Annotated in this window: 22 protein-coding genes, 2 pseudogenes and 1 other annotated feature; of the genes and pseudogenes, 17 read left to right on the top strand and 7 right to left on the bottom strand. The window is 37.2% G+C overall.

The annotated features are described in order from the left end of the window. Window positions 1-113: 113 nt before the first annotated feature. Window positions 114-638 carry a sigma-70 family RNA polymerase sigma factor gene (locus MKY94_RS13285; RefSeq protein ID WP_144535471.1) on the top strand — a complete coding sequence of 175 codons (525 nt, stop codon included), beginning with the start codon at window positions 114-116 and terminating at the stop codon, window positions 636-638. Then, window positions 631-1,941 carry a DUF4179 domain-containing protein gene (locus MKY94_RS13280; RefSeq protein WP_342577194.1) on the top strand — a complete coding sequence of 437 codons (1,311 nt, stop codon included), beginning with the start codon at window positions 631-633 and terminating at the stop codon, window positions 1,939-1,941. Before MKY94_RS13285 ends, MKY94_RS13280 begins: the two co-directional genes overlap by 8 nt. A gap of 447 nt (window positions 1,942-2,388) precedes the next feature. On the opposite strand, the gene MKY94_RS13275 is transcribed toward MKY94_RS13280, so the two are convergent. Together MKY94_RS13275 and MKY94_RS13270 are read right to left on the bottom strand one after the other, a co-directional pair. Beyond that, window positions 2,389-3,378: a bile acid:sodium symporter family protein gene (locus MKY94_RS13275; RefSeq protein ID WP_342577193.1), complete on the bottom strand. Its 990-nt coding sequence runs from the start codon at window positions 3,376-3,378 to the stop codon at window positions 2,389-2,391. Between the two features lies 1 nt (window position 3,379). Next, window positions 3,380-4,774 (bottom strand): FAD-linked oxidase C-terminal domain-containing protein, encoded by a 1,395-nt coding sequence (locus tag MKY94_RS13270; RefSeq protein ID WP_342577191.1) that lies wholly within the window; start codon window positions 4,772-4,774, stop codon window positions 3,380-3,382. Between the two features lie 189 nt (window positions 4,775-4,963). Here MKY94_RS13270 and MKY94_RS13265 point away from each other — a divergent pair. Then, window positions 4,964-5,554, top strand: a pseudogene (locus tag MKY94_RS13265) (DUF2441 domain-containing protein). Between the two features lie 125 nt (window positions 5,555-5,679). On the opposite strand, the gene sspI reads toward MKY94_RS13265, so the two are convergent. Next, entirely contained in the window at window positions 5,680-5,889 is a 210-nt protein-coding gene (sspI, locus tag MKY94_RS13260; protein ID WP_144535479.1) for a small acid-soluble spore protein SspI, read from the bottom strand. Between the two features lie 173 nt (window positions 5,890-6,062). Here sspI and MKY94_RS13255 point away from each other — a divergent pair, with 173 nt between their 5' ends. The 3 genes from MKY94_RS13255 (at window position 6,063) to pheT (ending at window position 10,625) form a co-directional block, all read left to right on the top strand. Beyond that, the gene (locus MKY94_RS13255; protein WP_342577188.1) at window positions 6,063-6,827 is read left to right on the top strand and encodes an RNA methyltransferase; all 765 of its coding nucleotides are present in this window, start codon (window positions 6,063-6,065) and stop codon (window positions 6,825-6,827) included. A gap of 55 nt (window positions 6,828-6,882) precedes the next feature. After that, window positions 6,883-7,116: a binding site (T-box leader), on the top strand. A 47-nt stretch (window positions 7,117-7,163) separates the two neighbouring features. Next, window positions 7,164-8,201: a phenylalanine--tRNA ligase subunit alpha gene (gene pheS / locus MKY94_RS13250; protein ID WP_340863423.1), complete on the top strand. Its 1,038-nt coding sequence runs from the start codon at window positions 7,164-7,166 to the stop codon at window positions 8,199-8,201. 12 nt (window positions 8,202-8,213) lie between these two features. Continuing rightward, entirely contained in the window at window positions 8,214-10,625 is a 2,412-nt protein-coding gene (pheT, locus tag MKY94_RS13245) for a phenylalanine--tRNA ligase subunit beta (RefSeq protein WP_342577187.1), read from the top strand. A 120-nt stretch (window positions 10,626-10,745) separates the two neighbouring features. Here the strand turns inward: pheT and MKY94_RS13240 are convergent, their stop codons facing one another. Next, window positions 10,746-11,192 (bottom strand): general stress protein, encoded by a 447-nt coding sequence (locus MKY94_RS13240; protein ID WP_144535488.1) that lies wholly within the window; start codon window positions 11,190-11,192, stop codon window positions 10,746-10,748. Window positions 11,193-11,572: 380 nt separating this feature from the next. Between MKY94_RS13240 and MKY94_RS13235 the strand changes: the two genes are divergently transcribed. From MKY94_RS13235 to MKY94_RS13220, 4 genes are all read left to right on the top strand, one after another. Further along, entirely contained in the window at window positions 11,573-12,046 is a 474-nt protein-coding gene (locus tag MKY94_RS13235; RefSeq protein ID WP_144535490.1) for a hypothetical protein, read from the top strand. Window positions 12,047-12,119: 73 nt separating this feature from the next. Next, complete coding sequence (locus MKY94_RS13230; RefSeq protein WP_144535492.1) at window positions 12,120-12,683, top strand: hypothetical protein; 564 nt, start codon at window positions 12,120-12,122, stop codon at window positions 12,681-12,683. Between the two features lie 267 nt (window positions 12,684-12,950). Continuing rightward, complete coding sequence (locus tag MKY94_RS13225; RefSeq protein WP_342577186.1) at window positions 12,951-14,372, top strand: sodium:solute symporter family protein; 1,422 nt, start codon at window positions 12,951-12,953, stop codon at window positions 14,370-14,372. 127 nt (window positions 14,373-14,499) lie between these two features. After that, a complete protein-coding gene (locus tag MKY94_RS13220) occupies window positions 14,500-15,216 on the top strand; it encodes a Fe-S oxidoreductase (RefSeq protein ID WP_342577185.1) in 717 nt (238 codons plus the stop codon). 50 nt (window positions 15,217-15,266) lie between these two features. On the opposite strand, the gene MKY94_RS13215 is transcribed toward MKY94_RS13220, so the two are convergent. Then, on the bottom strand, window positions 15,267-15,458 hold the full coding sequence (locus tag MKY94_RS13215; protein ID WP_144535498.1) for a hypothetical protein: 192 nt from the start codon (window positions 15,456-15,458) through the stop codon (window positions 15,267-15,269). Between the two features lie 244 nt (window positions 15,459-15,702). On the opposite strand from MKY94_RS13215, the gene MKY94_RS13210 reads away from it, so the two are divergent. From MKY94_RS13210 to MKY94_RS13185, 6 genes and pseudogenes are all read left to right on the top strand, one after another. Further along, window positions 15,703-16,125: an NUDIX hydrolase gene (locus MKY94_RS13210; protein ID WP_342577184.1), complete on the top strand. Its 423-nt coding sequence runs from the start codon at window positions 15,703-15,705 to the stop codon at window positions 16,123-16,125. Window positions 16,126-16,127: 2 nt separating this feature from the next. Next, window positions 16,128-16,448: a hypothetical protein gene (locus MKY94_RS13205; protein WP_342577183.1), complete on the top strand. Its 321-nt coding sequence runs from the start codon at window positions 16,128-16,130 to the stop codon at window positions 16,446-16,448. Between the two features lie 14 nt (window positions 16,449-16,462). Continuing rightward, on the top strand, window positions 16,463-17,002 hold the full coding sequence (locus tag MKY94_RS13200) for a DUF402 domain-containing protein (RefSeq protein ID WP_342577182.1): 540 nt from the start codon (window positions 16,463-16,465) through the stop codon (window positions 17,000-17,002). 13 nt (window positions 17,003-17,015) lie between these two features. Continuing rightward, window positions 17,016-17,489, top strand: a pseudogene (locus MKY94_RS13195) (GrpB family protein); the annotation flags it as partial. Window positions 17,490-17,525: 36 nt separating this feature from the next. Then, complete coding sequence (locus tag MKY94_RS13190) at window positions 17,526-18,011, top strand: NUDIX hydrolase (RefSeq protein WP_342578685.1); 486 nt, start codon at window positions 17,526-17,528, stop codon at window positions 18,009-18,011. A gap of 22 nt (window positions 18,012-18,033) precedes the next feature. Then, window positions 18,034-19,113, top strand: a complete 1,080-nt coding sequence (locus MKY94_RS13185; RefSeq protein ID WP_342577181.1) for a nitronate monooxygenase — start codon at window positions 18,034-18,036, stop codon at window positions 19,111-19,113. A gap of 90 nt (window positions 19,114-19,203) precedes the next feature. Here the strand turns inward: MKY94_RS13185 and MKY94_RS13180 are convergent, their stop codons facing one another. Both MKY94_RS13180 and rnhC read right to left on the bottom strand, forming a co-directional pair. Next, window positions 19,204-19,728, bottom strand: a complete 525-nt coding sequence (locus MKY94_RS13180; RefSeq protein ID WP_342577180.1) for a GNAT family N-acetyltransferase — start codon at window positions 19,726-19,728, stop codon at window positions 19,204-19,206. An 18-nt stretch (window positions 19,729-19,746) separates the two neighbouring features. Continuing rightward, window positions 19,747-20,685, bottom strand: a complete 939-nt coding sequence (gene rnhC / locus MKY94_RS13175) for a ribonuclease HIII (RefSeq protein ID WP_342577179.1) — start codon at window positions 20,683-20,685, stop codon at window positions 19,747-19,749. Between the two features lie 79 nt (window positions 20,686-20,764). On the opposite strand from rnhC, the gene zapA reads away from it, so the two are divergent. Further along, window positions 20,765-21,025: a cell division protein ZapA gene (gene zapA, locus MKY94_RS13170; protein WP_154310481.1), complete on the top strand. Its 261-nt coding sequence runs from the start codon at window positions 20,765-20,767 to the stop codon at window positions 21,023-21,025. The last annotated feature ends 3 nt before the right edge of the window (window positions 21,026-21,028 follow it).

Genomic DNA, 21,028 nt, shown 5'->3' with positions numbered 1-21,028 from the left:
ATGGAATTACAGTTTCCAATAAAAATTATTAATCGTACATAAAAGTGAAAAATAATGAAACGTTTTACATCCTTGCTTTATCTAACAGTTAGAAAGAAAGGGGGATTACTAAATTGTCGGATATAAAGAAAGTGCAAAAAGCAAAGAAGGGGAATCATAAAGCATTTCAGGAGCTAATTGATGAGGAAAAAGTAAAGCTATATAAAATGGCTTTCATGTACATGAAAAATGAAGAAGACGCCCTAGATGTTTTTCAAGAAACTGTTTATAAAGCTTTCGTTTCTCTCAAAAATTTAAAAGAGGACGAATACTTTTCAACATGGATAACTCGCATTCTTATAAATACTTCACTTGATCATATTAAAAAGAAAAATAGAGTGGTTCCGATGGACCGAGAGTCGATAGAGCGGAAAGTAAATCCTTATGTCTCTTCAGAGAAGGATATGGATTTATTGGAGGCTGTCATGAAATTAGATGAAAAATATAAAACAGTTTTAGTGCTAAGGTTTTATCAGGACTATTCCATCAAACAAATAGCGGAAATATTAGAATATCCAGAGGGAACTGTGAAAACAAATGTACATCGAGGTATTAATATTTTACGAGACACATTGAAGGAGGATTGTGTAAATGAGTAAGCAATGTCCAGATTTAAAAAAGGAAATGGATAAAATACATGTGCCACTGGAGAAACTAGATACAATCATAAAAAACACCGTCCAACCGGTCAAAAAGAAAAGATCAGTGATAAAGATAGTGTCCTATAGTGCTGTGGGAGCAGCAGTCGCATTGAGTGTGTTTATAGGAACTGCTAGTGTTTCTCCTGCAATGGCCAAAATTGCTTCCCAGGTACCTCTAATTGGTACATTTTTTAATGATGTACAAGACGAAGGTTTACAAATAGCTGGACAGAAGGGTTTAACACAAATTATAGACCAGTCTACAAAGGATAGTGGAATTACTTTAACAATAAACGAAATTTTTTATGATGGAACAAGACTAGTATTAGGTTACACACAAGAATCATTGTTTGCTATAGGAGAGCTGGAAAGACCAACTATTGTGATAAACGGAAAAGAAATAAATTTCAGTTCTAGCTCATCTGGAAAATTTATTACTCCACAAAAGTATAAAGGGATGATAGAAATAAATCCAACAGAGGAGCTACCAGAAGAATTTGAGCTTAGCATGAGGATAGATGCTGTTGGCCTAATACCTGGCACTTGGAAGTTCGAATACAATGTAAAACAATCGAATGAAGTAATTGTGATACGCCCTGAAGTAGTGAAGATGATTGATGAAGCAGAAGTCAAAATAAGCTCTCTGAAAATTGGTCCTGCTGGGACAGATCTTGCCGTAAATGTTATGTCAGAGGAGAAAGAAACGAATTTAGAGCCATATGATATAGAATTCTTTATAGTTGATGATGGTGGAAATATATTGGATCCATTAGGGAAAAATGGTCACGGTGATACTGAAAACGGCATCGTTACTACGCAATTAAGCTATCTCTTTAGCCCACTGAAGGAAGGAACTAAAAAGGTTCGAGTTATTCCTTATATGCTGGAGGACAAATTTGCCCTAGAGAAGGTCATCATACCTTTAAAAGGACAAAAATATCCTTTTACATTAAGTCAAGGGGATTTCGGAGATATTCTTGTTACAGAGATTCAGTCGAATGAGGAGCAGATATCTGTCTATTTTGATATACAAAGTGACTCAATTTACGATAATAGACTTTCTAGAAATCCATTATGGCTAGAGGATGATCAGGGGAATAGTTTAGTGCTTGAGGATTCTCCATTCGCGCAAAGGATTGAAGGAAATAGCTTTAAACAAGTTTTTAAAGTAAGTGAACTAGAAAAGGCTCAAATAGTTACTTTCCAATATCCAAAGCCTATCATGTATGAAGAGTATGAAATAGAAGTCCCAGAGCAATAAACATATCTTTTAGTGAAGGAAAAAGTTGGGGAAATCAAAATATAGAGCGATTATATAGGAAGAAGAGCAAATAACGTAATTTTGGAGTTAAAAAACTTAAATAGAAAGAGGATGGAACTAAGTATAAGGATACTTCATTCTGAATGAATTTCGTTTTGATAAAAGTTTAACTAAAGATATCCTTTTTTATATCTGAAATTATATACAGTTTTCACTTGATATCAAAGAAAATTAAAGTTGTTCGGAGTGAAGGCGGGACCTCCTAGGAGACAAGCGCGTGTGAAAGACTACAGGATCGCCCCGTGCCCCCACGAAAGCGTCCGCAGTAGCGGAGAACACCGACTATGTAATAGAAAAGAGTCTCGAAAATTTACTATTCGGTAAATTTTCGGGACTCTTAAATGTCTAAGATGGGTTTTGTTCCAGCCTCTTCTTTTAGTTGTATATTTAAATCTGTGATGGCTTACCTTCTAGAGGAATAGATTCAACCTCAACCTCATCTTTATCTTGTTTTCCTGCGCTCTTGGACCAAACAGTTGCTATAATCGGTCCTGAAATATTATGCCAAACGGCACCTAAGGCACTTGGAAGAGCTGCTAGTGGACCTAAATGTGCAGTTGCTAGTGCAACTCCTAAACCAGAGTTTTGCATACCAACTTCTATGGAAATAGCACGACAGTCTGATTTAGATAGCTTCATCATTTTTCCAGCATAATAGCCAAGTAATAGCCCAGCTCCGTTATGAAGGAAAACCCCTACAAAAACTAATGGACCAGCTGAAGCAATATTGTCTACATTACCAGCAACTACTGCGGAGACAATGATAATAATAGCTAATACAGAGATCAATGGAACAATATTGGCGCTTTTTTCTACAGCTGTAGGTAGTAATTTTTTTATAAGTAATCCAAGTACGATTGGAACAATAATTACTTGTACAATAGACATAAACATGTCCATGGCATTTACAGGCATCCATTGGCCAGCTAACAGAAGTAGCAGAACTGGTGTCATTAAAGGCGCCAAGAGAGTTGAGAACGAAGTCATCGTAATTGAAAGTGGTACATTTCCCTTTGCTAGGTAAACCATTACGTTAGAAGCAGTTCCCCCTGGCACAGAGCCAAGTAAAACCAAACCAGCTGCCAGTTCACTAGGTAACTGTAGTAAATAAGCTATAGCAAAGGCAGTCAAAGGCATGATTATAAACTGTGCTGCTACACCGATCAGTACTGGCTTGGGATTTGTTAAAATCAGTTTAAAATCAACTGCTCTAAGTGTAAGTCCCATTCCAAACATTACTATTCCAAGGAGGATAGTTATATAACCGCCAAAAGGTAGGAATGCTTCTGGTATTAAGAAAGCTATTACTGCTATTAAAATAACCCAGATGGCAAAATACTTTCCGGCAAAGCTACTGATTTTTTCTAAAATTTTCATATTACCCACCGTCACTTTCAAGTTTTACTATTTTATTTGGGTTTAAAATATTTAGCGGATCGAGAGCAACTTTAATCTTTTCCATAATTCGAAGAGCCTCGCCATGTTCTGCTGCCTGATACTTTTGTTTTCCGACACCTACCCCATGCTCACCAGTGCAAGTTCCTTTTCGTTCGAGAGCATAAAGGACAATCTTTTCATTATAGTTCTGTGCCTTCAGTACCTCCTCGGGATTATTCATATCAATCATGAGCAGAGCATGAAAATTTCCGTCTCCGACATGACCAGTAAGTCCTCCTGTTAATCCGATAGCATCGAGCTCCTGACGAGCAAATATAACCGCATCGGCCAATTCTGAAATAGGAACACACACATCTGTAACCATCATTTTCTTACCGACGTTTCCGTGAATATAAGCATAAGCTAAATTATGCCTAGCATCCCAAAGCTTTGTTCGGGCGGTATTATCTGTTTCAAATTGAATATCATCACAGCCATGGTCTTTTACAATTTCTTGGGTAAACTCGACATCTTGAGTGAGTCCAGCTTCATTGCCGTGGAATTCTAAAAACAACGTAGGCTTTTCAGCATAATCAGTTTCACTAAAATGATTAACTTGACGAATCGAGCTCTCATCCACAAGTTCTACACGTGCGATGGGAATACCCGCCTGTAATATAGAAGTTACAGCTTCAACAGCATTTTTGACCGTAGGAAAGGTTGCTCTAGCAGCAGTTGTAAATTCAGGAATGCCATACACCTTTAAAGTTAGTTCTGTAAAGCATCCTAAAGTGCCTTCTGATCCAACGAATAATCCGTTCAAATGAAAACCAGAAGCAGATTTTGCTGCTAAATTACCTGTATGCATGATTGTTCCATCAGCAAGCACTACCTCTAAATCTCTTACTTGATCTCTCATTACTCCATATTTGACGGTGGTAGTTCCGCTAGCATTAGTCGCAGCCATGCCCCCAAGAGTTGCATCTGCACCAGGGTCAACAGAGAAGAACAGGCCATATTTTTTCAATTCTTTGTTAAGCTGCGTTCTCGTAACACCTGGTTGGACCTTCACCAATAAATCGTTTTCTCTTATCTCTAAAATTTTGTCCATCAATGAAAAGTCAACGGTAATACCATTTTCGTAGGGTATGGCGTGACCCTCTAAACTTGTTCCACGTCCAAAAGGTACTACTGGAACTTTAAGTCTACTAGCAGTCTTCATAATATTACTAACGTCTGTTGCGCTTCTAGGGAAAACGACAACGTCTGGTAAACTTATAGAGTGATAGGATTCATCCTTCCCATGTAATTCTCTAATAGTTTGATTGATGGAAATCTGGTCTTGCTCTAGATGTTCACTCAATGCTTCTACAATATTTTCCACCATAATGTTCATACACTTCGCCTCTTTGCTATAATTTAAATATAATATTTATTTGAACTTTTCTAATTATTCAAACTCATAGAGTAATTATATACAGTATATCGGAGAAATCAAGGGTAATTTTCGCAAAAGTTAAATTAATTTAGTGGTTTAGTAAATTAAAATAACTAGTTTTATATTTTATTAAATAAGGAGAGTATTATGATAGAAAATGGACTAATTGTTTATCATATTGTTACAAGGAAGAAGATGAAGGTAGGACAGATAATTAATTTTGAAGAGAATCAAAGGAATACTTTGTATAGGTTCTTTTTTGAAAGAGAGCATTTAAATTCTAAAGGTGAGGATTTTATAAAAATTTTTCAGAACCAATTTACGGATGAAGGGTTGAAATTAACTAAAGAGGATGCAGAAGTAGGGCGTCGATATATTGACCAAACAATTAGAGCAATACGAGAAACGTTAGCAGAAATGGTGAGATTAGAGGAATACCCGGATTACCCTTCTAGACTTTCTTGTTTATATGCGACGAAAAACTTCGAGGATGCATTAAAATGGGTGGAAATCTTTAATTCCTATAATCGGCAGGTTTTATAACTTGTTAGCTTACGAGTTTTTGGTAAATCCTTTGAGGGAGATGCTAGCCTTTTGCCAAAGGAGGATGGAGCCTCATTTTCAAGAAAAATTGAACAAGCAAGAGATTACTGGAAGGGAAACGTAAAAAGTGAATTACCTGAGCTGTTAGTAGACGGAAAAATTGAAGTGGTAGAGATTATAAAAGAGTATACATGATTGGGATAAGGTGAAACTTTGGTAAGACCGTAGGGACCAAAGTTTGCCTAGCTCTGGTCATGGAACTAATATTGAATTAATAATAGACCGTAGACTAAGTCTACGGTCTGAACAATTACTTAAACTTATTGAGCAAATGCAGTAGAAACATTATTTAGCATTGCTTGTTTGCTCGATTCATCAGCAGTTTTCCACCATTTTTCAAAAATTACGCCAAGACCAGGTAGTAAATGTTCTTCTCCTCGGTTAATCGCATCTTCCACGACTTCTTTAATATCTGTAGCGGAATTTCCTTTTAGGTTTGCTGCTATTGCTTCTCGAATTTGAAAATCCATTATCATCACTCCTTTTCTTCATCTTTCCCAATGTCTTGCCACGTATACATGATTTTGATAAATTCGTGGAAGATAAATATGAAGTAATAGATTTACGTGATATAATTTTTTTACAAAAGAAAAGATGCTGTATTATTTTTTGTGCGGTATATAAGAAAAAGGCGGTACATAACATGAAACGAATTGAATCTCCACAAAATTCCTTAGTTAAACATTGGAAGAAATTACTTAGTGTTCGAAAAGAGCGAGACAAAACAGGAGAATTTATCATTGAAGGATATCATTTAGTCGAGGAAGCAATAAAACAAAAAGAAAATGTTTTAACTATTATCCTAAGTGATACTAGTGAAATTCCTGTAACATGGGACGTTGATAATCTGGAAATCGTTGAGATTAATGATGTTATCAAAAAAGAGCTTGCTGAAACAGAGCATACTCAAGGGATTTTTGCACATTGTAAACAAAGTACAGCTAAGTTAGATGAACAGGGAACTTGGAAAAGGCTGTTATTGATTGATGCGGTTCAAGACCCTGGAAATATTGGTACGATGATTCGTACAGCCGATGCTGCTGGAATAGACGCCGTCGTTCTTGGCAAAGGATCAGCAGATGCTTATAATTCCAAAACACTACGATCAGCACAAGGCTCTCATTTTCATATACCTATTTTAAAAGGTGAATTAAGCTATTGGGTGGACCAACTGAAAGACAAAAATGTAAAAGTATATGGAACAGCATTTGAAAACTCTACTCCGTTCCATGAAGTAGAGAAAAGTGATGCGTTTGCATTGATAGTAGGAAACGAAGGAAGCGGTATTCAAGCGGATTTGTTGGAACAAACCGACCAAAATATAATTGTCCCTTTGTTTGGTCAAGCAGAATCATTAAATGTTGCAGTAGCAACAGGAATTCTTCTTTATGGACTTACTTTGAGATAAATGCCCTTGATGAAATGTTTAAAAGTCCGTATAATAGATAATAATTTAATAAATAATAAAAGCTGTCATCGGGAAAAGTATATATGAGAATTCAAATGTAGGGATTTTACGCCTTGACTGGAAGCGTAGATGGAGATTTCATATAGAAGTTCACCCCGTTAGCTGCCACCGGGACCAGTATTTACTGTAAAGGTGTGCCGGTGTAGAGCCGTTAGTCGAATTGAGTGATTGCACGTTTTTTTTGTGCAATAATCAGGGTGGTACCGCGAAAATAGTCCTCGTCCCTTTTATAGGGGCGAGGATTTTTTATTTTGTCAATTAGGAGGGATTTTTGAAATGGAAGCACAACTTCAACAGTTGAAAGAAGAAGCTCTACAAAAAATTGAAGCTTCACAAAACACAAAAGAATTAAATGATGTGCGAGTTGCATATTTAGGGAAAAAGGGCCCAATTACGGATTTATTAAAGGGAATGGGTAAACTTCCAGCCGAGGAGCGTCCGAAGATGGGGGCACTTGTCAATGTAGTAAGAGAGGAAGTAACTAATGTATTAGAAGCCCGTATGACCTTATTACAGGAGCAAGCGATTCAAGAGCAGCTAGAGAAAGAATCTATTGATGTAACTTTACCTGGTCGTCCAGTGAAAACCGGGAATCATCATCCACTTACTCGCGTTGTAGAGGAGATTGAAGATCTATTTTTAAGCATGGGCTATGAAATTGCAGAAGGTCCTGAGGTAGAAAAGGATTACTATAATTTTGAGGCTTTAAACTTACCTAAAGGTCACCCTGCACGAGATATGCAGGATTCCTTCTACATTTCAGAGGATATTTTGTTACGTACGCATACATCTCCAGTGCAAGCGCGCACAATGGAGGCAAAAGAAGGTCAACCGATTAAAATTATTTGTCCTGGTAAGGTGTATCGTCGTGATAATGATGATGCGACACATTCACACCAATTTACTCAAATTGAAGGTCTAGTAATCGGTGAGAATATCCGTATGAGTGATTTAAAAGGTACATTATCTTTATTCGCGAAGAAGATGTTCGGAGAGGATCGCGAAATTCGTTTGCGTCCAAGTTTCTTCCCATTTACAGAACCATCTGTAGAGATGGATATCTCTTGCTTTAAGTGTGGAGGTAGCGGCTGTAACGTATGTAAGAAGACTGGCTGGATTGAAATACTAGGAGCAGGTATGGTTCATCCTAACGTCCTTGAGATGGCTGGCTATGATTCTAAAAAGCTTTCTGGTTTTGCATTTGGTATGGGGCCAGAGCGTATTGCAATGTTGAAATATGGAGTGGAAGATATTCGTCATTTCTATACAAATGATGTGCGTTTCTTATCGCAATTCCACCGAACAGAAGTGTAAGGAGGAAATGACATGTTAGTATCGACGAAATGGTTATCAGAATATGTAAACACACAAGGATTGAATCCAAAGGATTTAGGAGAAAAAATCACACGCTCAGGTATTGAGGTAGATGCAGTAATTGACCGCTCTCAAGGCATGACAAATGTTGTAGTTGGATATGTAAAAGAAAAGGTGAAACATCCGGAAGCTGATAAGTTAAACATCTGTCAGGTAGACGTAGGAGATGAAATCACTCAAATCATTTGTGGTGCTCCTAACGTAGACGCTGGTCAGAAAGTAATCGTTGCTCGTCCTGGTGCAGTGCTACCAGGTGGCATTAAGATTAAGAAAGCAAAGCTACGTGGAGAAGTATCTAACGGTATGATCTGTTCTCTTCAGGAGCTAGGTATAGAAGGCCGCCTTGTCTCAAAAGCATATGCAGAAGGGATTTATGTTCTCCCTGAAACAGCTGTACCAGGTGAAAGCGCACTCCCATTATTAGGTCTGGACGATATAGTGTTAGAACTAGGTTTAACACCAAACCGTTCTGATGCACTAAGTATGCTGGGAGTAGCTTATGAAGTAGGAGCAATTCTTTCTGAAGATATGAAATACCCAGAAGCGTCCTATACAGAAAGTATTGAAAAAGCAGAAGACTATATAAAGCTTCGTGTGGATGCAATAGAAGAAAATCCTTTGTACATTGCGAAAGTTGTAAAAAACGTACAAGTAAAAGAATCACCACTATGGCTACAAAATCGTCTAATGGCAGCTGGTGTCCGTCCTCATAACAATGTCGTAGATATTACAAACTACGTGTTAATGGAATACGGCCAACCACTTCATGCATTTGACTATGATCGCCTTGCTACAAAGGAAATCGTTGTTCGCCTAGCAAATGAAGAAGAAAAAATTGTTACACTTGATGATCAAGAGCGTACACTTAAATCTAATCATTTAGTTATTACTAATGGTAAAGAACCAGTTGCTCTTGCTGGAGTTATGGGTGGTGCCAATTCAGAGGTTCATGATGGTACGACAACAGTTGTTATCGAGTCTGCGTACTTTACAGCAAGTTCAGTTCGCCAATCTTCTAAAGATCATAATTTACGTAGTGACGCGAGTGCCCGCTACGAAAAAGGTGTTGATCCTAACAGAGTTGTTTTAGCAGCTGAACGTGCAGCTAGCCTATTAGCAGAACTTGCTGGTGGAGAGGTGTTAGCTGGTTCTGTAGTAGTAGATAAGTTAGATAAATCTCCTGCTGAGGTAATCGTATCTCCTGATTTCATCAACAGTCGCTTAGGAATGAAAATTTCTCTAGAAGATATGACATCTATATTAACTCGTTTGAAGTTTGATTTCCAAGTAGCTAATGGATATTTGTATATTAAAGCTCCGACACGTCGCCAGGACATCAAAATCCCAGAAGATATCGTAGAAGAAATTGCTCGTATGTATGGCTATGATGAAATCCCAATGACATTACCAGTGGAAGAATCGAAGCCTGGTGGTTTAACTTCCTACCAAGCAAAACGTCGCCAAGTGCGAGGATTTATGGAAGGTGCAGGACTTTATCAAGCAATCACTTATTCATTAACTTCAAAAGAAATGGCTCAAAAGTTTGCATTAGAATCTGCTCCAGTGACAGAATTATTAATGCCAATGAGTGAGGAACGCAGCACGTTACGTCAAAGCTTAATCCCACATTTGTTGGAAGCTGTAACGTATAACACTGCTCGCCAAGCCGATACAGTTGCATTATATGAAATTGGCTCTGTATTCTTAGGCGAAACGGAATCTGGTCTTCCTCAAGAGCAAGAGCATTTAGCAGGAGTTATTGCTGGTAAATGGGTAGAGCATAGCTGGCAAGGTGAGAAGAAGAGCGTAGATTTCTTCGTGCTTAAAGGAATTGTGGAAGGTTTGATGGATCTCCTTGGACACACTGAGGATTTAACATTTGAACGTACAGTTGTTGAAGGTATGCATCCAGGAAGAACTGCATCCATTCAATTAGCAGGTGTAGAAATAGGTATTATCGGACAATTACACCCAGCAGAACAAAAAGCCCGCGACTTAAAAGAAACGTATGTGTTCGAATTGAATTTAGTAAAAGTATTAAATAAAGAAGTAGAAACATTATATTATGCACCAGTTTCTAAATTCCCATCTATTACTCGGGATATTGCATTAGTAGTGGAACGTGAAAAAGCTGCTGGAGAGCTCCAAGCGATTATCCAGCAATCAGGCGGAAAACTGTTGAAGGCTGTGCATCTCTTCGATTTATATGAAGGCGAAAAAATGGAACCAGGCAAAAAATCAATTGCATTCTCTCTAACATACTTCGATCCGGAACGAACACTGACTGACGAAGAAGTAGTCAATGCTCACAACAAAGTTCTAAAAGCACTTGCTGAACAAGCAGGAGCAGAGCTAAGAGGATGATTGAATAAAAGAAAAAGGAGCAGCCCTTAAATTGGTGCTGCTCCTTTTTATAGCTATGTGAAGGGGAACAGTGATGTACTTAAACTAACACAGTAGTTAAGCTGACCATTCAATCGACCCTTACGTTTGTGGGTTTTTGGGGTGAAGAAATACCAGGACTTTTCCATCCTGAGCATCATTAGAATATCGCTCTGCTTCATCATCCGGGACTCCGATTTCCATAAGAGCATGTTTTAATCCACCAGCACCAGAGTTGGCCCCTACGACTGCGCCTCCAATTGTTGTAATGATAGGACCTGCAGCCAACACAGCGCCAAATCCGGGAATCAATACTGTAGATAACCCTGCTATAACTCCCGCTATGCCAATTGCTCCTCCAGTTAAAGCTCCCGCAATGGCTCCATCTTTAGTGGAGGGTTTTACTTCCTGTGTAATTTCAGAAAGTTCCTTTGTATTTTTAGCAATAATTGAAATTTCATCAGTTGTATAACCTTTATCTTTTAAATCTTTAACAACTTCAGCTGCTTGTTGTTCGTTTTCGTATACGCCAATAACATGATTCTCCATAAAAAATTACCTCCTGTTTGCTTTAACTAATATTCTTTACCCTTTCTTTAGTTTTTCTAGACATATTTCCACTTTCCATAATTGGGTAAATGATTCTATAATTAAATTACTGCATTAATTTCATAGGAAATACATTAAGATGAGTTAGCTTGCTCCTTCTTCATTAGGTGACTAAACCCTGCAATGATCACTGGTATCAAAAAATATTATTTAAATCATCCCTTTTTTATTTCACTGGCCTGTTGCGTTGTTTTAGTTATTTTCTTCTCTATCTCTATAGTTATTTAATAATCAGTTAAGGTAATGTATGGCAGGCACTATCCTTCCGTTTTATGATAATCATCGCTTAATAAATTTAGAAAAAACAAAGAGGTCATAGTATGAATTCGTTTAAACCAAGCAAGCCAATAAAAGCAATACCCAACATAAAAGAAATTTTGAATAAACAGCTTATTCTTTCGAAGTCTTTAACACAAAGTGAAGCAGATAATTTTCTTCCGAAGCAATGGTTTTGTAGTCTAGATATTGGGGAGTGGGAAGAGGTAGAAATATTTGTTCAAGGGGATACAGAAGATCCTTCAGAAGAATTTATTGAACTGGCAGGGGAAATATTCTCTCAGTTGCCTCAGCACATTAACCGTGCATTAAATTATTTGAAGATATTCTTTCCAACTCATGAGATAGAAGACTATTATCTAGCTACCATATCCTTTGGAAGGATGATCAATTTTGATGATCATCTGTTTTCAGGATTTACAGTAGCCTTTTATAGCGAACGTCCACATGAATTTCAGTATAAGGTAAAATTGAAAAAAGATGGTTGGCCGATTGGCTTTGAAGGTGGACCATTATAAATTAATGATGCAGATTACATATTCTTTAAGATTAAATGAATATGAATATTAAAATAAGGAGGTTGTGTAGAAAATGGGTTTTTTTAACCGTCTTTTTAGGAAAATAGAAGATGTTAATAAGGGAGAGACAGCTGTTTCTGAATTGGAATCTGAGTTTTACATAGAGTCGACTGTAGAAGATGCAATGGAATATTGGGTGGAAATGGCACAGAATATTATTGTAAACACGGTTAAAGCAACTAATAATACTGTAGAACGTGCCTTTGTATTGGTGGATTTAGGTGAACAACCATCCTTCGACATTTTTTATCAAATAGATGGCGGTTTAGTTATGTGGGATCAACTTGACAGTCAATCTATTAAAGAAAAAATTGAAAACGAATTACTACCTCAAGCCTCAAATGTTGCCACTGCTGTAAATGACAATTTTACTCAAGCGGAGCATCCTAACATTGCATATGCTGAGCTACAATTTGAATGGCTAACAGGTGCGTGGTTTTCTCATATAATTTGGGAAGATGATAAGGATTCAAAGCTACCTAAGGATGAGATTTTAAATAAATGGTTCGATACATTGAGTAAGGAAATCCAATCCAAGCTGTTAGACAGTGATAGTAAACTAGCATGGTATCCATAAAGTTTTTGTAATTGGATAATGTAACTTATGTTCCACATAGTAAGAGTGAATAAAAATGATATTAGTTTTAGACTGTTACATACTCAAATCGAGTGTTAGCAGTCTTTTTTTGTTGGATTAATTTAACACTAGTGGAAGAAAAAATTATCTCGTTCTTTTATTATGGTTTATACCATCTAAGCAGGGGTAATAAAGTAATAGCAAATTTTTAATAATTTACTTATTTTATTAATAATGCTTGCAAATACAAAAAGATGGAGGGGTTAGATGGGTTTAGCTTTTTGGACATGGACAGTTACAATCACGTTATCTATAGTCTTCATTGGAATGTCATTCCTGTTTAAGAAAAAAGCGGATACTAGCTTTGCACATTACGCGATAGCTGGAGGTACATTACCTTTTTTTCTATTACTGTTCACAGATATCGCGACTATTATGGGAGTTGGAAATTTTGTGGGACATTCATCCAAGGGGTATGAGATTGGAATAGCAAATGTGCCCTTTGTCATTGGCGAACAAGGAGCAAAAATTTTGTTCGCTCTAATATTTGCAGGATTTGCAGCAAAATTTACATATAATACGTTAGCAGAAATGATGGACGATTTAATAATAAGAGATAGGTTTTCTCGTAGTTTAATAGCCATTTTAACTTCATCCATTATGATTGCTTGGGTTAGTGGTCAGGCAATGGGGATGGGAGCGCTATTTTCAGCTTTCACAGGTGCCGACCCGCTAATGATGATTTTAGTTTTTTCTGCAGTATTCATCATCTACACTGCTGTTGGCGGTATGTATTCCGTTGTATGGACCGATCTAATACAGGGAGGGATACTCATTGCAATTGCAGTTTGGTTTTACATACAAGTATTCGATAAAGTTGATTTTAGTTATTCGACACTTAAGGGTGGCTTAGAAAATGTTGGAGCTATCGAGTTAGCACAAATGAATCTATCAGCTGTGGAGGTAATTTCTCTGTTTGTAACGGGTACGTTGGGAATATTAGCTGCACAGGTATATTGGCAGCGGTGTTTTGCTTCTAAAAACCCTAAAGCGGCTAGTCGTGCAATGCTAATAAGTGGAGTAGTCGCGATAATTTTCACGATATTTGCCACAATCGCAGGTATGGTTGTGAAATTGCAAAACCCAAATTTGGCAGCAGACGAAGCAATCTCGTGGTTAATTCTTGAGGAAATGACTCAATTAGCTGCTCTTGCCTTTTTCATCATGATTTTCTTGGCAGCCATCTCTAGTGCCTCCTCACTTCTACATTCCGCTGCAGTAGTTATTGTAAATGACTTAGTCATTCCAAATATGAAGCCAAAAGAAGATTCCTATTATTTAAGGTTAACGAGGATAGGGGTCATTGTTGTTGGAGCTTTTACTATTGGAACAGCCATTTGGGCAGACTCTATTATCGATTTATTTTCCATGGCCTATTCTATGGCGGGAGGTGGAGTTGTTCCAGTATTAATAGTAGGGCTACTTTGGAAAAAGAGGAAAGGTCAAGAGTTTACGATGGGGACAAGTAATAGTCAAGTTTCCGTTTGGGGAGCGAGGATCGGTATCATAGCCGGCTCTATAGTATCACTTACCATAGGAATTTTATGGGGTGTGATTATTTCGGTTTTATTAACTTTGATTACATCAAAAATAATGCCTAATTCAAATGAAACATCTGTAGAGGCATAAAAATATCCCTATCCGATTTGGTAATCGGTATAGGGTTATTTTTTGGTTTAAGCTCGAAATGTTGCAATGGCTAGCCCTTCCTTTAAAATAGAGGGTACTAAGTAAATTATTTTGAATAGGTGATAATATGCCAGCAATAACGTTTGAACAAGAATTTATATTAAATGAACATCGAATATACACGTCTAAGCCGCTTCGAACTCTTTTTACATTAGAGCGACTAAGTAAGGAATTTTTCCAGGATGATTTTGCAAAGTTGATGCAGGGGATTACGGAAGCAAAAAACCAGGTAGCAGCTGTTTCCCATTTTGCTAAAAGATACGGTATGTTTTTTGCCAATCAATTTTACATGCTGGCTGCTTACGACATGGTTTGGGATGGCAAGCACACAGAGCTTCATTTCGATGTTACAAAGGAATATGGTTCATATACTATAGCTATGTTCATCAATCCTAATGATTTTCGTTATGTGAAGGAAGAAGAGAGAGAAGAGGTCATCCGAAAGATCTTAAGTAAGCAAGGATATGAAATAGTACAGCAGTTAAGAAATACAACAAGTATTTCACCGCTAATCATTTGGGAAAGCTTTTTCGTTCATCTTGTTAATCAGTATGAGAAGCTCTTAGAAGATCCTTCTACCGCTGGTCAAGCTATGGATGATATTGAAATACTCGAGAACCCAGAGGTGTGGAAATTATTCTCCACTAAATCTCTATTTTACGAATACACTCAAGGTAGAAATCCAGCAGTATTAGTAAATCAGCCTATCCGTAGAAGCTGTTGTATGTCTATGGATTTACCAGGTCAAGGAGCATGCGGCTACTGTCCTAAAACAAATAAATAAATAACATTCTATCCCAAAATAGAGCCCTGCCACAATAGGCAGGGCTTGTTCTATGGAGAAATCTTTTTGTGACTGATCCACCAATCTATATGGTCTAAATTAAAGGCTATAATGTCTCCGATTGGTCTAAGATGTGGTATTTCTTTATTTAGCATAAGCTGATGGATTTGTTCTTCTGTTAGTGGATAGCCAACAGAATCTAGATATGTCATTAATTTTTTTACTCCATAGACTCTTCTCAACTAATCACCTCCCACCAAAAGCTCTTACCTTCAAAGAAAGAAATCTTAGTGAGACGTATTAATCGATAGGTTTGTTAAATATATACCCCATAAAACTAAAGATAATCCTATCGTTATCGAACAACAGTTTGCTAAAAATTTAAAATATTATTAAAAATGAAATCATACATTTGATATAATTCTAATAAAGCTCCTAGAAGATATGTGAGCAACAAATTTCAGTATACAGGAAGATTGATAAGTAATGAAAAGAGTAGATGTAGTCTATGGCTTGATTGCCGATGCAAATGAGGAGAATTTTTTAATGGTCCGGAACACTGGGGCTAGCTGGACACTTCCTGGAGGTGCGGTGGAGAATGGAGAAACATTGGAGCAGGCTATTGTAAGAGAGGTCCAAGAAGAAACAGGGTTAATGACAGAGGTAGAGAGAGTAATAGCACTTAATGAAGCAATTTTTCAACATAAGAACAGTCATGTATTGTTTGTGACATTCAAGATGAAAATTATTGCTGGTGAATGTTGCATTATAGATCCAGAAGAAATTGAAGAAATAAGATGGATGGATAAGCAAACTGTTGATAACATGATGCCCTATCATCCTGGAGGTATTAACAGCTTGTTAAAATCAGCAGCGCCATATATATATCAAAAAAATAGGGGGATATGATATTGTTTAATTTGTTTAAAAATGAAAATACAAAAGATACTAATTTGAATGAAAGGGGTTATATTAATGAGGAAGACGGCTTAGGAGTGGGCATACTCATCCACTTTACTCCGATTGCCGTTTATATGTATTTATCTACTGATATATTAATAGAAAATGGTGATACCTTGTATGATTCTAAGCATAGAGAGATCATTGTCCAAGGGAACAGTGTGTCTATCACATTAAACGATAAAAGTGAAATCCCAGAAATTATCGATTTATATGGTTTAAATAATAATAATTTGCCTTTAATCACAATTGATGTCACATTGTCCTATTAGAGGATGCGTAAATCATGAAAAGAAAGTACGGTAATCGTTCGGATTGGTCTAGAATTTTAAAGAGACAATATATTTTTAAAGATACTTTTTCAGAGCAATTTACTGGAGGAATCTCTCTTTTACATTTAGTTGAGATAGGAGAACCTTTATGGGTGAATTATGACTCTCAGAAGATTTGTATTGTAGACGATGGATATATGTGGCTTCAACAATATCCAAATGAAGAAAATTATACGGTAACAACGATGTTTAATCATAACGGAGAAGTAGTTCAATGGTATATAGATATTTGCTATAAACACGGAGTGGACTATAACGGACCGTGGTGGGATGACTTATTTTTAGATATCATTGTCCTCCCATCAGGAGATTATTACCTTATAGACGAAGATGAGCTTGAAGAGGCTTTACTTAAAGGTCAAATAAATTACCAACAGTATAACCATGCAAAACAGACAGCTGATAAAATTATGGATGAACTAAAAGAAAATAAATTTGATATATTAAAACAGTCGAAAGCTCATAAGAACCTATTGCTAGAGCTTCTAGAGTAAAGTGAGGATAAACATGAGAAAAGTTGAAGTCATCGAATATTCAAAGGATTGGGCTTTACTCTTTGAGCAAGAATCAAAGAAGTTAAATGAGATTTTCAAGGAAGAGTTACTTGAAATACATCATATAGGAAGTACTTCAGTAGAAGGACTCTTAGCAAAGCCAATTATAGATATGATGCCGGTAGTACGTGATATTGAGAAGGTCGATTTATACAATCAACAAATGATTCAGCAAGGGTATACACCAAAAGGAGAAAATGGTTTACCTGGTCGACGTTACTTTCAAAAGGGGGAAAATAATCGAACACATCATATACATATTTATGAACAAGGGAATCCAGAAATAGAGAGACATCTTGTCTTTCGAGATTATTTAAAGGTACATCCCGTGGATTTAAATAGATATGGAGAACTAAAGAGCAAACTTGCTAAACTGTTTCCCTTTGATATTGAGAGCTATATTAATGGAAAAGATAAGATTGTTCAAGAAATAGAGGAAAACGCTCAGCGCTGGAAAAAAAGGATACAACTAAATTTTCATAGACCCTTTGGTGTCTATGGTATATGCGTGCAGGAAAAGAAGCTTCTAGTCATTGAAAAGAATGGTGGACCTTATATCAACCGCTATGATCTTCCAGGGGGAAATTTAGAACCTAGGGAATCACTTAAAGAGGCAGTCCAGAGAGAATTTTTAGAGGAAACGGGGTTATTAATAGATGTACTTGAACAGATAGGAACTGCTGATTTTATGATTCATACAGATTGGAGAGAAGGTACGGCCGTACATCATATTGCAGTTTTTTATTTGGTAGAGCAAACAGGGGGTTCCATAACAAAACCTCTTCTTTTTGAAGGTCAAGACTCTTTAGGGGCTGTTTGGATTGCTAAAGAGGAAGCAACTAAGGAAAATTCATCTCCTTTAGTACTAAAAGCTTTTGAATGGCTGCGTACAAAAAAGTTTTCTATAGAAGTTACTTATTATGAACAATGGCAAGTAAAGAAAAACTAGTGTGAAAGAGAGGATTTCTATTATGGACAATACTTTTATTAAAGCGTTAGATTTAAAATTCCCTATCATTCAAGCGCCAATGGCTGGTGGGGCGACAACCTCTGCTTTAGTAAGCGCTGTTTCCAATCAGGGAGCACTCGGCATGATTGGCGCAGGGTATCTAAAACCAGATGATTTACGCCATCAGATAAAACAAGTGAAATCAGAAACTAACGCAAGTTTCGGAGTAAATTTGTTTGTGCCTGAACATTATGAGATTAAAGAAGAACAGATAGAAAAATCAAAACGACTAATAGAGACCTATGAGCTTCTTTTAAATCAACAGGTTACAGAGCCTTCTCTCCCTAATCGAGAAACTGAAATGTGTACCTATGAAGAGTTAATACAGGTTGTCTTGGATGAGAATGTACCTGTCTGCTCCTTTACCTTTGGGATACCATCTAAAGAAACTATACAAACATTTAAACGTCAAGGAGTTTTTACGATTGGTACTGCTACTAATGTATCTGAAGCAATAGCCGTTGAAAGTTTAGGAATGGATGCGGTAGTTGTTCAGGGGAGTGAGGCAGGGGGCCATCGAGGGAATTTCCTATGCGATTCCAACGAAAGCATGATTGGTTTAATAGCTCTTGTTCCTCAAGTGGTAGACCAAGTAGCCATTCCAGTTATTGCTGCAGGTGGAATAATGGACGGTAGAGGGCTTTCTTCCGCGCTCTGTTTAGGAGCAGAGGCAGTACAGATGGGGACTGCATTCTTAACCTGTAAAGAAAGTGGGGCACATCCAGTACATCAACAAGCAATACTTCTAGCAAAAAGTGAGGACATAGTAACCACGAAGGCATTTTCAGGTAAGGATGCTAGAGGAATTGAAAATCAGTTTATGAAGGAAATGAAAGAGCATGAAGCAGTTCTTCCTCCATTTCCTGTACAAAATGCTCTTACACAAAATTTAAGAAAATTAGCCTCTCAACAAAAAAATCCAGAGTTCATGTCTCTTTGGTCGGGACAAAGCCCAACATTAGCGAGAGAAGAAACAGTGGAACAGCTTATTAACCGTGTTGCAAATGAGGCGGCTTTAATATTAGATAGGATTAGGCTTTAAAAGAGCTCAGAAAAAAGGAGGTTCATAGTAACCCCATGAACCTCCCCAGATAATAAAATATTGTATTTAAAAGCACTGCACAATACGAATCTAATGTAATATGGTTTCCTTATTCGGTCTATATTCATAAACAAGCTCTTCCTGCTGGGTATCATCGAACCATTTTAGTCCCAGATATGTAAAACCAGCTCGTTCTAAAATTTTGAGGGATCCTGCGTTTTCTATACTAGCAGAAGCAGACACAATAAGAACATTTGGATGATGCCTTACGATGTCCATACAAGCAGCTACCGCTTCAGTTGCATATCCTTTCCCCCAAGATTTCTTATTAAAATGATAGATTAATTCTACTTCTTCTATTTTATCCTCGACGTTGAAGCCAGCTGCTCCAATAATCTCTCCCGAGCTTTTTTCCATCACAGCATAAACAGACAAATTTTTCTCTTCATGACATTCGCGATAAAACTCTATAGTTCTAGGTAGTGCTTCATGGGAAGATGCTCCTCCACATGATTTCATCACGTCGTTGTCTCCCCAAAACAGCTTAGCTGAATCCAAAAATCTTTCTTCGAATACTACAAGGCATAATCTTTCTGTTTCACCCACTATGTTCATTCATTTCCCCTCCACACGTTAAAATTTTCTTTTTTGAACAAGTTTCATGGCTTTTTGTGTATTTGCAAAATGCCATTTTGTAATCGATTTAAGGAATTCCTCTCCATGCTTCAAATAAATTTTTGCAGCTGTTTCGTCCACTTTTGCACTAGCTCCTTTTGGAATAGTGGTATGTGCTATTTCCGTAAGACGGTCCATTTCCTTCAAGAAAGCATATCTTGCTATAATAGAAGCTGCAGCGACTGAAACGTGTAATTGCTCTGCCTTTGTCGAAAACAAAACATTTTCACGTACGATTTCCTTTTCCATTTTGATATGGTTGTAATAAATACCACGCTCTGCAAACTGATCAATTAATATGTAAGCGGGCTTTTCGGGCTCTATTTTATTTAAAACATGCTTTAAGGCTTGGTTATGCATCATTGCTTTAATTTTACCCTGTGACCATCCTCGACCTTGAATTTCGTTATACTTTTCATTTTTTAATACGAGCACACTATGGGACAATGTTTTCATCAGGTCTGGGGCAATTCGACGCATCAGCTCATCTGTTAGCATTTTGGAATCCTTAACTCCCAGTTCTCTCACAAGTTCTACTTGATGTGCAGGTACATAGCAGGCTGCTACAGTGATGGGACCAAAATAATCTCCAGTGCCAGTTTCATCAGAACCGATCACGGATAATGTGGTGAAGTTTTCCGGGAGAATGTCACCTTTTGACGAACTGCTCTTTATAGGATTTGCTGGAGAAATGTTTCCGCTCCAAAGAGCTGCCTCTCTAGAAGCACCGTTTCCTTGAAACATTACCTTTCCTGATTTATAAATGGTGATGGCTGTATCTACAAGCTTAGCAGCGAAAACTACCCCTGGTGCAGAGCGTTCGATTTTGAATTTTAAGTAATGTGCCTTCACTTTTTCTATTTCGTTAGGTGGCAATAATAAAACTTCATTTGACATTCATTTTGTTCCTTTCTTCACAACGTAATCTATTTCGTGTTATTATTATACATAGGATTTTCTGGGGGAGGGTATGTCTTTGTCAGAACAAGAGAAAACAAGGATTTCTGTCGATATTTATGGACAGAATTATAAAATGGTAGGAACTGAAACATCTGGTCATATGAGACTCGTTGCCTCCATCGTAGATGATAAAATGAGAGAAATACACTCTCATAATAGACAGCTAGATATCGCAAAATTAGCAGTGCTTACCGCTGTTAATGCAGTAAACGATTACATAAAAGTAAAAGAACAGCTAGAACTTCTAGAAGAAGAATTGAAAAGGCTAAAGGACTGAAAA

The sequence above is a fragment of the Psychrobacillus sp. FSL K6-2843 genome (genome assembly GCF_038626375.1).
Lineage (GTDB): Bacteria > Bacillota > Bacilli > Bacillales_A > Planococcaceae > Psychrobacillus > Psychrobacillus faecigallinarum.
The sequence above is the reverse complement of the archived record's forward strand: the minus strand, read 5'-3'. Positions and strand labels throughout refer to the sequence as shown.

Coding starts and splice junctions, on each gene's coding strand:
- MKY94_RS13225 (WP_342577186.1), top strand. CDS start 12,951: ATGGGTTTAGCTTTTTGGACATGGACAGTTACAATCACGTTATCTATA.
- MKY94_RS13280 (WP_342577194.1), top strand. CDS start 631: ATGAGTAAGCAATGTCCAGATTTAAAAAAGGAAATGGATAAAATACAT.
- MKY94_RS13230 (WP_144535492.1), top strand. CDS start 12,120: ATGGGTTTTTTTAACCGTCTTTTTAGGAAAATAGAAGATGTTAATAAG.
- MKY94_RS13210 (WP_342577184.1), top strand. CDS start 15,703: ATGAAAAGAGTAGATGTAGTCTATGGCTTGATTGCCGATGCAAATGAG.
- rnhC (WP_342577179.1), bottom strand. CDS start 20,685: ATGTCAAATGAAGTTTTATTATTGCCACCTAACGAAATAGAAAAAGTG.
- MKY94_RS13270 (WP_342577191.1), bottom strand. CDS start 4,774: ATGAACATTATGGTGGAAAATATTGTAGAAGCATTGAGTGAACATCTA.
- MKY94_RS13200 (WP_342577182.1), top strand. CDS start 16,463: ATGAAAAGAAAGTACGGTAATCGTTCGGATTGGTCTAGAATTTTAAAG.
- MKY94_RS13255 (WP_342577188.1), top strand. CDS start 6,063: ATGAAACGAATTGAATCTCCACAAAATTCCTTAGTTAAACATTGGAAG.
- MKY94_RS13180 (WP_342577180.1), bottom strand. CDS start 19,728: ATGAACATAGTGGGTGAAACAGAAAGATTATGCCTTGTAGTATTCGAA.
- pheS (WP_340863423.1), top strand. CDS start 7,164: ATGGAAGCACAACTTCAACAGTTGAAAGAAGAAGCTCTACAAAAAATT.
- MKY94_RS13275 (WP_342577193.1), bottom strand. CDS start 3,378: ATGAAAATTTTAGAAAAAATCAGTAGCTTTGCCGGAAAGTATTTTGCC.
- sspI (WP_144535479.1), bottom strand. CDS start 5,889: ATGGATTTTCAAATTCGAGAAGCAATAGCAGCAAACCTAAAAGGAAAT.
- MKY94_RS13235 (WP_144535490.1), top strand. CDS start 11,573: ATGAATTCGTTTAAACCAAGCAAGCCAATAAAAGCAATACCCAACATA.
- MKY94_RS13220 (WP_342577185.1), top strand. CDS start 14,500: ATGCCAGCAATAACGTTTGAACAAGAATTTATATTAAATGAACATCGA.
- MKY94_RS13185 (WP_342577181.1), top strand. CDS start 18,034: ATGGACAATACTTTTATTAAAGCGTTAGATTTAAAATTCCCTATCATT.
- MKY94_RS13240 (WP_144535488.1), bottom strand. CDS start 11,192: ATGGAGAATCATGTTATTGGCGTATACGAAAACGAACAACAAGCAGCT.
- pheT (WP_342577187.1), top strand. CDS start 8,214: ATGTTAGTATCGACGAAATGGTTATCAGAATATGTAAACACACAAGGA.